This is a genomic window from Shewanella vesiculosa (genome assembly GCF_009994065.1).
In the GTDB taxonomy this organism is placed as follows: domain Bacteria; phylum Pseudomonadota; class Gammaproteobacteria; order Enterobacterales; family Shewanellaceae; genus Shewanella; species Shewanella vesiculosa.
Map to the genome: position 1 here is coordinate 137,870 of NZ_JAACSD010000006.1, position 12,888 is coordinate 150,757.

The 12,888-nt window shown below is 39.7% G+C and carries 9 protein-coding genes; 1 reads left to right on the forward strand and 8 read right to left on the reverse strand.

Features of this window, described 5'->3' with window-relative positions; all coding sequences use genetic code 11:
• Nucleotides 1-31 precede the first annotated feature (31 nt).
• From GW828_RS06610 to GW828_RS06630, 5 genes are all read right to left on the reverse strand, one after another.
• Nucleotides 32-460 (reverse strand): PaaI family thioesterase, encoded by a 429-nt coding sequence (locus GW828_RS06610; RefSeq protein ID WP_273058313.1) that lies wholly within the window; start codon nt 458-460, stop codon nt 32-34.
• 42 nt (nt 461-502) lie between these two features.
• Complete coding sequence (locus tag GW828_RS06615) at nt 503-2,212, reverse strand: FAD-dependent oxidoreductase (RefSeq protein ID WP_273058311.1); 1,710 nt, start codon at nt 2,210-2,212, stop codon at nt 503-505.
• Between the two features lie 45 nt (nt 2,213-2,257).
• Nucleotides 2,258-2,698, reverse strand: a complete 441-nt coding sequence (locus GW828_RS06620; RefSeq protein WP_273058310.1) for a transcriptional repressor — start codon at nt 2,696-2,698, stop codon at nt 2,258-2,260.
• A 41-nt stretch (nt 2,699-2,739) separates the two neighbouring features.
• A complete protein-coding gene (locus tag GW828_RS06625; RefSeq protein WP_124017354.1) occupies nt 2,740-3,024 on the reverse strand; it encodes a DUF134 domain-containing protein in 285 nt (94 codons plus the stop codon).
• Nucleotides 3,025-3,242: 218 nt separating this feature from the next.
• Nucleotides 3,243-4,148, reverse strand: a complete 906-nt coding sequence (locus GW828_RS06630; protein WP_259395311.1) for a WD40 repeat domain-containing protein — start codon at nt 4,146-4,148, stop codon at nt 3,243-3,245.
• Between the two features lie 289 nt (nt 4,149-4,437).
• Between GW828_RS06630 and pyrC the strand changes: the two genes are divergently transcribed.
• Nucleotides 4,438-5,475 carry a dihydroorotase gene (pyrC, locus tag GW828_RS06635; protein WP_273058306.1) on the forward strand — a complete coding sequence of 346 codons (1,038 nt, stop codon included), beginning with the start codon at nt 4,438-4,440 and terminating at the stop codon, nt 5,473-5,475.
• 139 nt (nt 5,476-5,614) lie between these two features.
• On the opposite strand, the gene GW828_RS06640 is transcribed toward pyrC, so the two are convergent.
• The 3 genes from GW828_RS06640 to GW828_RS06650 all read right to left on the reverse strand — a co-directional run bounded on the left by GW828_RS06640 (nt 5,615) and on the right by GW828_RS06650 (nt 12,773).
• Nucleotides 5,615-9,028, reverse strand: coding sequence for an EAL domain-containing protein (locus tag GW828_RS06640; protein WP_273058305.1), 3,414 nt, complete (start codon nt 9,026-9,028; stop codon nt 5,615-5,617).
• Between the two features lie 244 nt (nt 9,029-9,272).
• Entirely contained in the window at nt 9,273-10,721 is a 1,449-nt protein-coding gene (locus tag GW828_RS06645; RefSeq protein WP_273058304.1) for an OmpA family protein, read from the reverse strand.
• Nucleotides 10,722-10,958: 237 nt separating this feature from the next.
• Entirely contained in the window at nt 10,959-12,773 is a 1,815-nt protein-coding gene (locus tag GW828_RS06650) for a hypothetical protein (protein WP_273058302.1), read from the reverse strand.
• Between the last annotated feature and the right edge of the window lie 115 nt (nt 12,774-12,888).

The window sequence follows — 12,888 nt, forward strand, 5'->3', positions numbered from 1 at the left end:
GTACTGGTTAATTTGCTGCTTGCAAAAAACGCTAGCCGATGACGCCACTTTTAGGTTGGATAAACTTTGCCGATGCTGTCACGAAAGCTTTATTGTTAACAAAGAGCGCAGCTTCTAATTGGTACATCCCTAAACGTTGGCTCACCAATCGACCGACAATTTTGATGGCATCACCAACCTTTATAGGGGCAACAAAGCGGATGGTCATTTCGGCGGTTAAGGCCTTAATACCTTGCATCAGCAAACAATGTGTCATAGCCGCATCGACTAAGGCACTGGCAACGCCGCCATGCAAGAAGCTGTTGTAGCCTTGAAGCTGCGGACTCACTTTATGATAACCAACCACTTGATTGTCACCGTCAGCAAAAAACTTACACTGTAACGACAATGGATTTTGTTTAGCGTCGCCACAGACAACACATTGACTGTGGCTTTGTTTGCTCTCTTGATAACGGTTCACACAAGACCTTATTTATTGATGAGTATAAATCCCAGCAATGCTTTAAAAGCGCGCATTAACCATCTGGTAGGTTTTATAACCACCAGTGAGGTTACGCACTTTAAAACCATGCTGTATTAACATGCTATAAGCGACATGTCCGCGTAAACCCACCTGGCAAAATACCAGTAACTCTTTGTCTTTAGGGAGTTCGTTTAGCCGGTCTCTAAGCTCTGGTAATGGAATATTCATTGCGCCTGCAATTGATCCCACGGCCGTGAGTTCCCCAGGGTTTCGAATATCGACAATGATTTGCTCTGCGGTCAAAGCGTGTAAATCTTGACTGTGACAAATGGCTTCATCACCTAATAATACATTGGCTGCGACCATACCTGCTTGATTGACCACATCTCGTGCAGAACCAAAAGGAGGCGCGTAAGTCAGTTCAAGGTCGGCTAAATCATACACTGTCATGCCCGCACGTTGTGCCACGGCCAATACGTCTATACGCTTATCTACGCCATCAATTCCCGCGGCCTGAGCGCCTAAAATACGGCCAGAATCAGGACAAAATAATAATTTTAAGGTAATAGGATGCGCCCCAGGATAATAACTGGCATGACTGGCAGTGTGCACATAGATTTTTTCATAAGGAATAGCTTGCTTGAGTAAACTTTTTTCATTTAATCCAGTAGAGGATATGGCCATATCAAAAAGCTTACAGATAGCTGTGCCTTGAGTCGCACGATATAATTTCTTCCCCCCGAGCATGTTATCTGCGGCTAATCTGCCTTGGCGGTTTGCTGGCCCTGCAAGTGGGATCAGTGTCGGCTTACCAGTCACAAAATCAGCTGTTTCGATAGCATCACCAACAGCATAAATATCAGCATCAGAGGTTTGCATCCCAGCATCAACCGCAATACCACCCAGCGGCCCCAATACTAAACCGCACTCAGAGGCCAAGCGAGTTTCAGGTTTTACACCAATGGCGAGAATGACTAAATCTGTTGCTAAGCTATTGTTATCTGTTAAGTCTAATGTCAAATGGTAATGGGGAGAGAGAGGTTTATCGTAGTCATCAGTATTATCGGCTTCAGAGAGTTTTATAGGGCAATCATTGACAGCGGCCAAGCCTGTTTTTAAGCGTAAATCAACCCCGTTATCAACAAGCTTTTGGTGCAGCATATTGGCCATTTCAATATCTACTGGCCCCATTACCTGGTCAGCAAGTTCGATCAAGCTCACTTCTAATCCGAGATGGCGTAACGCTTCTACCATTTCTAAACCAATAAAACCTCCTCCCACCACGGTAGCGTGTTTAGGTTTATGCAGTAAAAGGGTAGACAACACTTTATCCATATCAGGAATATTACGTAGGCTATGAACAAAATGATGATTAATGCCACTGATTGGAGGCTTAATGGGGGATGCACCTGGACTGAGTAATAGTTTATCGTAAGACTCTAGATATGTTTCATTAGTAATAAGGTTACGTACGTTAAGTTGCTTTGCTTGTCTGTCGATAGCAATTACTTCGTTAAATACACGCACATCAATATTGAAACGTGACTTGAAGCTTTCTGGTGTTTGCAGTAATAGTGAGTCGCGCGATTCGATTTCGCCGCTTATATGGTATGGCAAACCGCAGTTGGCAAATGAAACAAACTCGCCACGCTCTAGCATGATGATTTCAGCCGTTTCAGATACCCGTCTTGCTCTTGCTGCTGCAGATGCACCACCGGCAACACCACCAATAATGACTATTTTAGTCATAGCTGTCTCCAAGAAAAAATTGATTAATAATGAAGTGACTATTTATTAGGTTTTCTGTTTATCTGATTTTTTGTCAAGTGCATGTTGGCAATTAAAGCAATAACCATACATATTGAGGCTATGGTGATGAATACTCATACCGTGATGCTCTGCCGCTAACCCTAAGCGCAGCTCAATCAAGGGATCGATAAAATCAATTAACTTACCGCAAGTTAAGCAAAGTAAATGATCATGGCGGGGCTTATTATTGAGTTCATAAACTACACTTTCAGATTCAAATAGTCGTCTAACAATGAGGCCAGCCCGCTCAAAATGGGTCATAATTCGATATACAGAATTGAGGCCAATTGCTTCTCCCCGAGCATTTAACCCCTGATAGATATTTTCTACTGTGAAATGCTGCTCATCGACTTGAGTTAAAAACTCAAGTAACTTACATCTTTGTGTGGTTATTTTGAGGCCAGAGTCTTTTAATACTGCTTGCATTAGACTTACCTAAACACGCCAATGCGTGTTACCAGTGTGTACTATTTAGTTGATATATTTGTCATCAACGCTTTGCCATAAATAAGGCTATCAACCACTTTATATCGAGCTCCTTTCACTAAGTTAGCCAAGGTTTGGCGGGATATTCCCATCGACTTAGCGGCTTCTTGCTGCTGCATTCCTAGCAAGTCAACTAAGCGCAAAGCTTCAATTTCATCTTCTGCAAGTGGAACCTGCTCTAATTGCACCATAGGAATACCATTAGGCTTAAAGCAAATATTGGCTAATTGACCACATATGGTTCGGGGGATTTTGGGTCTTGCCATTTAGCACCTCATTTATAGCATATGCTATATATACTGAGTTTAGTTTGTACATGCAAGATTATTGTTTATGTCGATTTAACATATAAACAGATCTTTGAACTCACCAGCAAAATTTAATTTTATACGAGGTTTATTGCATCATAGTGCTAGCCAAAATAACTACAATATTGCTACTTATGATTGCTACTTATCATTGATAATTCCATGTCAATACTCACTCATAAACTCCAGGTTTCAAGCGCGCCGTCTGAGCTTAGGGTTAATAATTTTCCATTGGTTTGTAGCACCATTGAAAATACGGTTGTACCAGCGTTATAAGCGGTAATGTCCCAATGAGAAAGCTCTTTTCCTGAGTCGGCATCCCAATAGATAACACTTTGTTTTGAGGTTGCGGTAATTAGGTTTTTACCATGGTTAATGAATAACGCCTGTCGAAAATAGCGGTAACGTTCAAGGTAATCAAGTTGGCTAATGGGTTGCGTGGTTTGAGTATCGATAATGACATTATTGTCGAGGGCATCGGCAATGAACAAGCGTCGATTGGCTTCATCAAAACTCACGCTAGTGATCTGCTGCGGGCGAGAAAAGCTGCTTATTAATTCACCGCTATACGTGGCCCAAATGTGTGCATCGCCATCAATCCCAGTCGATAGTACTTGCTGTTCAAAATTGGATAGCTCAACATGATTAACGGCAGCGCTATGTTGTTTAAATAATGACATTGTCATGCTGCTCCTTTGGATCACAGTAATTGAGCCATCATTCATCCCCACCAAAATAGTACTGCCTGTTTGGCTCAGAGCAAGGCTCGAAATACTGGCATCAGGATTGAAACCCTGAGCGAACCAACGTATGTCTAACTTTCCTGTGTTAAGGTTAAAAATAGAGATTTGGTGTTTACTGGCCGTCGCAAGGTAATGTTTATTCGCTGACAACGCCACGAGGTAATTGGTTTCATCAAAGTCATCGTCAGACCATTGCTGTAATAATTTGCCAGTCGCAACTTGCCATATCGATAATGTACGGCTTCTGCTTAATGTCACTGCTATGCTGGCATCGCTTGATAGTACGCCATCAATGAGCGTCTCATTAACCAGTCGCTGCAGATGATCAGGCGTTTTCATTACCACCATTTTGTCGCAGCCAGAAATCGCTATTATCGCCATGATACTGGCGATAATAAGGCATGTATTAAGCAGGAATTTTGATCCGATATTAGTTAACAATGTCATCTCTTTATAAAAAACGTCCTTTTAACATAATAGCATAGGGACATATTCCTAGATCTATTCGTCAACATAGGCTGATTTTTTGATATAGAAAAGTCTGCGTTCAAATTATGCATCTATTAAGAAAATCCGAATTCAGGCACAATAACAGCTAACAATATGTTATTTAAGCCAAGGAACCCACATGACGCACATTACCTTAACCGCTCCCGATGATTGGCATCTTCATTTTCGAGATGGGGACATGTTAGGTGAGACGGTTCCGGCTACAGCTAGATTATTTAAACGCGCCATTGTGATGCCGAATTTAGTTCCACCAGTGACGACAGCTGCTATGGCTATGGCTTATAAGGAGCGTATTTTAGCCGCTCGTCCAATTGGAAGTGACTTTAAGCCATTAATGACGCTATTTTTAACCAATAATACCAGCGCTCAAGACATTATTGATGCGAAAGCGGCAGGTGTTGTTGCTTGCAAATTATACCCTGCTGGGGCGACAACCAACTCCGATGCCGCAGTTAAAGCATTAGATGAGTTATTCCCAATATTTGAGGTGATGGCGCAGCAAGGTATGTTATTACTGGTGCATGGTGAAGTGACCGAATCGCATATTGATATTTTTGATCGTGAAAAGTTATTTATCGATCGCTACTTATCGCGTATTGTCGAAGCTATTCCTAGCCTTAAAGTCGTGTTTGAGCATATCACCACAAAAGAGGCGGCTGAATTTGTTGCCGGTGCTTCTGCTAATGTTGCCGCAACCATTACACCACAGCATTTATTGTTAAACCGTAACGATATGTTAGTAGGTGGTATTCGTCCGCATAACTTTTGCTTACCCGTATTAAAACGCAACATTCACCAGCATGCTTTGCAAGCTGCAGTGGCGACTGGTTCAAGTAAATTCTTTTTAGGTACCGATTCAGCGCCACATGAAAAACACCGCAAAGAGTCAGCTTGTGGCTGCGCAGGCTGTTACAGTGCCTGGAGTGCGTTAGAACTATATGCTCAAGTATTTGATAACTTGGGTGTCTTAGATAAGCTCGAAGGTTTTGCCAGCTTACATGGCGCAGACTTTTATGGTCTGCCACGTAATACAGGTACCGTAACGTTAGTCAAACAAGAATGGACAGTACCAGAAGAGATTATTTTACCTAACGGTAGCCCTATCGTGCCATTTTTTGCTGGCCAAACGGTCAATTGGAAAGTGAAAACTGCTTAATTTAATCACTAAGCTAGCCAGGTAATTAACGCAGCATGCTGTTTATTATCGTGAGTAGTTAAGTGGAAATAGCTTAATTGTCGAATCGAATTATTAATGCCTGTCAGTGAGCTGACAGGCATTTTTGATTTTTGCATGATTAATATTGATCAGCTGATTTTACCTGTGTTTGTAGCAGTTCCTTAAATTCAGCTCTAGGTAATGGCTTACTGAATAAGTAGCCCTGACCATAATCACATTTTAATGAACGTAGCAGATGATACTGTTCTTCAGTTTCTATACCTTCAGCAACAACCTTTAAGTTAAGTCCATGTCCCATGGCGATCGCTGCCCCGACAAGTTCCAGATCTCCGGGATCAACGGTAATATCATTAATAAAGCTTTTATCTACTTTTAAGGTGTCAAACGGATAACTACGCAGATAACTGAGTGACGAATATCCAGTACCAAAATCATCCATCGAGATGCTGACACCAATATCATTTATGCTGGTTAAGTTACTATTGATAATCGGGTCACCATTAAGTAATACCCCTTCGGTGATTTCAAGTTCTACAGAACTGACGTGGATCTGGTGTTTCTCAAGCTGCATTTTAAGCATATCAATAAAGGTATTTTCCCTAAATTGCTTAGGGGAAACATTGATAGCAATTTTAAATTGAGACTGAAACTGTTGCTGCCATTTTTTCGTGGCATTAAATGCAATATCAATAACATATTGACCGATAGGGATGATCAGTCCGGTTTGTTCCGCAATAGGAATGAATTCATCTGGTGTTACTTGGCCGAGTAATGCATTTTTCCAGCGTAAAAGCGCCTCAGCACCAATAATTTTACGACTTTTTATTTCTACAAGTGGCTGAAAGTAAACCTCGAATTCTTTTCGTTTCAAAGCATTACGTAATTGCTCTTCAACTCTTAGACGTCGATTTATATCCTGGTCCATTTGGTGGGTATAGAAATTATAGGTATTTCTACCGCGGTCCTTTGAATAATACATAGCAGAATCTGCCTGCCTAAGTAACTCTTTAGGGTCTTCGCTGTTATGCGGATAAAGAGCTATACCAATACTGACCGTAGACACTAACTCACGATTGTTGAGCACAAAAGGTTGGTAAAATCGTTTGAGCATTTTAGTGGCAATAACTTCAACTTCAGCGGGCGAGTTAATATTGCCCAATATAATGATAAATTCATCGCCGCCTAACCTACCTACGAGATCATTATTTGATATCGTGTTTTTTAATCGAGCAGCGGCTTGGACTAATAGTTCATCACCAATAGAGTGGCCCAAGGAATCATTCACTTTTTTAAAATCGTCTAAATCTAAAAATAATACCGCGACATTATTTTGGCTTCGAAACGCATCTTTGAGCATTTGCGATAATCTCTCGAGTGAGAGTAGTCTGTTGGGCAAGCCTGTTAAGCTATCGTAGTGAGCCTGTTGAATTATTCGCTCTTCTTGCAGCTTATATTGAGTCACATCCTGTTTTAGAGCTAAATAATGTTTAGCGACGCCAACGTTATCAAAAATAGGTGCGATATGTGCGTGTTCCCAAAAAATATCGCCATTTTTCTTTTTATTTTGTAGTTCACCTTGCCACGCATCCCCTCTAGAAATGGTATCCCATAATTCCTTATAAAGTGACTTAGGGGTTAATCCTGACTTCAATATACTGGCATCCTGACCAATAACGTCACTGGCGCTATAGCCTGAAATCCTTTCAAATGCACTATTAACATATTCAATTTTGCTGTCGATATTAGTTAATATCATTGATATGGGGCTTTGTTCTATTGCTTGTGACAAAGTGAGAGCTTGTTCTTCTGCCTTTTTTTGAGCGCTTAAATCGATATCGATGCAGTACATTTCTGCTTCGTTGTCGGCATTGTTCATTAATGCATGAGATGAATAAACGGCAACATTGCTGCCATCAGCATGCCTTAGAAGTAACTCTTCCGCTGGGATCGGGATACCATCATTTATCCACGCATTAACATTATTTATCACATGCTCCCGATATGGCAGAGGAATAATGAGATCTTCTAGTTTTTTACCCATGGCCTGTTCTTTGGTATAGCCATACAGTTTTTCACTGGCATGATTCCAAAAAATGACCGAGCGATCTTTATCATAACCTTGGACGGATATTGCGGGGATTTTTTCAAAAATTTGTCTGAATTTAGATTCACTGCGTAATAGCTTTTGTTCGGCATTAATGCGTTCTGAAATGTCTCTAACAAAACAGAAAAACATTCCTTCATCACTATCCCAAAAGCTAATATTCACCTCAACATGAAATAAATGGCCTTGTTTATGTCGATGAAGCGAAGTGAAGTGTAAACGTTTTTTTCGCTTAGCTCTGTCGATATTTTCATCAGAAAATTGATGCTGGTTACTGGTTTCAATTTGGTTAATGGGCATGTTTATTAGCTCTTTCATGCTGTAACCCGTCATATTTACAAAGCTTTGATTTGCTTCGATGATATTGCCTTCAAGTGAGGTGATTAAAAAGCCATCTTGGGCAGTACTAATAATGTTGCGGTAAGTTGTTTCACTGCGACGTAATTGCTTTTCAATGTGTTTTCGATAGGCGAGATCTCGTCCAACACCAACAATGCCGTTAATGTGTCCTAATGAGTCTGTAAAAGGTGTTTTCTGGGTGCTAAATATATGTGCAATACCATCAGATGTTGTAATCCATTCTTCATTTCTCCATGGTTGTTTTTTCTGTAAAACAAAACGGTCTGCTTCGATAAACCTATTTGTTTGTTGCTCATCAAAGAGGTCACTATCTTTATGATATTTAATTTGTTCCGGTTTGAGTTTTAATAGTTCAGCGAATGCTTTATTACAGCCTAAATAGATGCCATCGATCGATTTATAGAAAATAATATCGGGAATGCCATCAATGATACTTTGTAATAGGTTTTTTTCGGTTTCAAGAAGGGATTTATTATGCTGCAGTTCTTGTGCTAATTGCTGTCTTTGCTGATGTTGTTTTAACAGTAATCCCAATAACATGGAGCCACAGGTATACACTGTAAGTATGGTAGGGCTGATAGTGAGGATGATGTCGTATTTATCTGCAACAGGTATTAATAATACATTGAGTAACGCGGCTAATTCTACTACCAGGCTCATTAGTAGTAAGTTTTTCCAGTTTATCTGCTTGTTTGATGATTGAATCCAGTATCGCCAACCTAAGCCAATGGCAGAACTGATGAAAATAATTAATGTACCAGCAAATACCCCCGCACCACCTTGATAAATACGAAACCATGCAGCGAGTAAAGAGCCAATCAATGTCGGAATAAAACCAAAAAACAGACCACTCAAACTCAATAAAATCCAGCGAGCATCAAAAAAAATTCCTTGACGAAATTCCCAAGGATTGATCATTAAACTCACCGTAATCATGCCGATAAAAATGCCACTTAAGACATCTTTATATTTTGGGGAAACGATGTTTTGTAGCGTAATTGCATCATAAATAACCACAAGAGCCAGTAATAACACGGCGTTGCTCATCAAACTGAAAAAACTATCCATTGCTTCTCCGCACAAAATCGCATTGCCTTGTTTTACTTTAGTCCAAATCTACCAATAAAAAAAATATCTACTTCATATGATTATCTTGTCCTAACGTGCGTCTGCACCGTATCAATATGCTGAGTAATAATATCTATAAATGTATTTGTATCAATGAATGAGAAATGCAAAGAGCAAAAAGGTAGCCAAGACTACCTTTTTGGGGGAACTTACAATTGTTTACTATGTAAGGTTTATATGTCGGTTATTTATTGTCAGAGCGTATCACCAACTCAACGCGGCGATTTTGCTTTTGGCCATTTTCATCAAGGTTATTTGCTATAGGTGAGTACTCACCCACTCCTTTAGCTTCAACTTGTTGTGCAGAAATAGAGAACTGTTTGATCAACCGGGTTTTAATCGCCGTCGCACGTTTTTCTGACAAGGTTTGGTTATAAGCTTGCGAGCCTTGATCGTCTGAATGTCCTACCACATAAAACAGTTGTTTAGGGTGTGTTTGTAGGTATTGAGCGACCACTTCTACAATTGGATAAGCTTCTGGTAATAGTTCATCACTGTCATATTTAAACAACAAACCGTCTAGCGCCACATGGCCTGTTTTGGCTATTTCATCGGTTAATCCCTGCAAATCAATACCTACACGATTATTGTTTAATGTAGTTTCTTCAATGATTCGGACTTCTGCTGCAAGATTGCCAACAAAGCCAATTACATACACCATTACGTACACATTTCCTTCCGGTCTTTCTAACTTATACAATCGATAAAATTGGCTGTCGTCACGGCCATTGGACATCAGTAATTTTAAAGCGTTATACATTTCTGTTTTTCGACCACATAGCTCACCTGTACAAGCATAAACTTCATTAAAGCCAAGCTTAGTTAATGCGTTTTGGTAATTAGCATTAATCTCGTATTCAGAATAAGTTCGAGGTAAGTTATAGCCAATATCGGTGATTTTACCGTCTAATTTTAGCGTCTCAAGTTTGTTACCATTCTTACCCACTAATACGGCAATTTGCCCAAAGGAATGGGTGGTATACTCATCGATATATGCGCCAGGTATACGAGTCAACATTGGGTGATCAGCTGAGTTTTTTTCATCTTTGTTGCTATTGCCTGTTACTGCTATTTCACTCACCTCTTGTGATAAATAACCTTGATTAGTGGTGACTAAATCTAGCGGCTCATCGATTACTTCGATAATATCGATCTCTACGCTGGTGGCGCGCTGCCAACCCGCCGCATATATGGACACATATACTTGTTTTTTAGGAAGGGTGATATAGGCAGTAATTAACGAGGGTGAACTTTTTGAAATTGTATATAGCGGTTTTATAAATTTGGCTAATTTCTCCTCACTACCACAACTTTCTTGCTCGCATTCAAAGAGGATACTGGCATTTAATGCCTTGAGCTGGTTTTTATAGTTATTGATTAAATGGGCAGGTGTATAAGACGGCGGCAATTCATAGTTAGTTCTAATCAGTTTACCTTTCACTTCTTTGGAAAGAATTTTTTTGTCTTCAATTGACGTTATCAATTGTACTGGTGTGAAATGCCGAAGTTCATTCTTTACTTCTTTTACGTCTTTAGGCTCAGAAAACAATTCTTGTGTTGTCGTCGAGTAGGCATTCATCGCTGGCATAGTCGTCATGATGACGGCAAATGATATAAGCACGGGTTTTAACATATCAACTCCCTGTTGAAATAAAGTATCCAATAATATTAAGAAAGAACCTTAAACGTGCCCATAAGATATTCAAACATCATCAGGGTGTAAATGAATTGCGATTAGAATTACAGATTGATTATTATTTTTGATGTTTGTTTTTATATTAAACATTCAAAAGGATGTTTTTCTGCGGAATGAATAAATCCCCATAAGCTAACGCTATGGGGATTTTTCATTAATATCAGTCTGCTACCTTTATTGACCGAAAATCAATGGATTAACTTGGTCGTAAAGGTGTTGATACAAGGTTTGGGTAAACCCTGCGTTGTTATCAAACGTTACCGAGACATTATTTGCTGTAGACGCTTGCATTGCTTTATTGAGTTCAACTTTAATCAGTTGTTGATTATCAAGTACAAAGTAGTCTGGATACACGTATTGTTGTGCAGAGCCTTCGACGATTTCTGCAACTTCAATTAATAACTGATCACTTGGGCTATTGCTTTTAGTCATTTGAAAACGTTGTTCAATACTGCCGTCACTATCAAGTAGTGCAATAGTTTGATTTTCTTCATCGATGCGAATGTTATCAGGAAAATAAAACTTAAATAAGATTTCCGCCATAATAGTAGTAGAGAGCGTTTCTTCAGTCACAAAGCTTGATAGCTCATAAGTTTCATAATCATCAACGACACGACACATTACGTCTGCGGATTGAGTCACGGTTAATCGGTATAGAGTATCAGGCCAGGTTAATGTATCTAACTTTAATATTTCTGGGGCCATATTTAAAACCGATTGCCAATAATCACTCGTATTAGCGTTAGTCACTTTATCGATATCAATAGTAATAGGTACATACGTACCAGAGTATACAGTGTTGTAGGTATTACCAGTAATTGTGGGTTCAATTATTGGACCATTATCTTCGGTATACCAGCGTTTATCTGTTTTATTCCAGCACTCTGTTATTATTTCATTTCCCTCATCTAATGAAGCTTCAAAAGCTAGCGCCTGATTAGGTTGAACCGCAACCCAAGAGAGTGTTTTGGTATTGTCGGCATTTTGTATTGAAAACGCATTCATATCAGCCGACATGGTCAGTGATAATGTATTGGTAAAGCCTTTTTCGTTGATGATATTACCCAGCACAATATCCCAATCGTTTTGGGACAAAATACGTGAATCAATAGGTAACTCTGTAAACCCTAATGCGATCGCAGCGTCACTAAACAGTATGTTGGCTGCGAGAGTATATATATCAGTTGAGAAAAACTCTTCTGCTGAAAGGCCGCTGGCGCTTAGTTTTTGCCAAAGTTCCAAATATGTAGCTGCCAGAATTTTCTCTGCTGCAATTAAGTTGGGTATTTGGGTTGCAATGACTTGCTGTAAATAGGCAATTGCGTACTCGAGGCGGGTAAAGCTTGTTTTAGCCGATGCATCAGCAGAAACAGAATATAAGCTTGCTGCATCTAATTGATATAAGATTGCTAATAAAGCATCTAACTCAGTCGATAGCTGATCAATTTCGCTGTCAGACAAACTTTGATTTTTCATCTCTATTACACGAGAGAGTTTAATATGTGTCAGGTTGTTAATCGCACCATTGTATTGTGGACTAGCGATTAATGTGCCTTTCCCTGCATCACTAACGATAGCTTTTGGCGCAGAACGGTTGGTTGGATTTTTAATATTCAGCGCCAAAGAGCGTGCTTGAATTGCTTGAGTTGCCGTTGCTGCTTCCCAATTAGCCACTAAATAATAATCTGGTGTTTCGACTTCACTTTTCCAGTCTATTTGGTAGTTACCGTCAACATCTGTAATCGTAAAAGGTTCATCATTATCACAGGCCAAGTTTTGGTTTAAATCGGCACAAACAGTCGCACCAGATAATGCACCTTGATATACCGCGAGACCGATTACTTGGTGATTGTATTCTGATACAGGCGGCGTAGTTGGTGTGCCAGAGTCTGGTTGAGTTATTCCGGTATTAGTATCATCGTCAGATGAACCGCAACCGATTAAGAGTGCGCCAGAGATCAATATGGCTAATATGCTTTTATGGTGCATTAATGTGTCCTTACATTATGGATGAAGTGTTGTTAAAACAATGAAAATATCTAATGTTAAATATTAAGTGAGCCTAACAATGTATCGTTTAATTGATACATTGTTAGGCGCACTT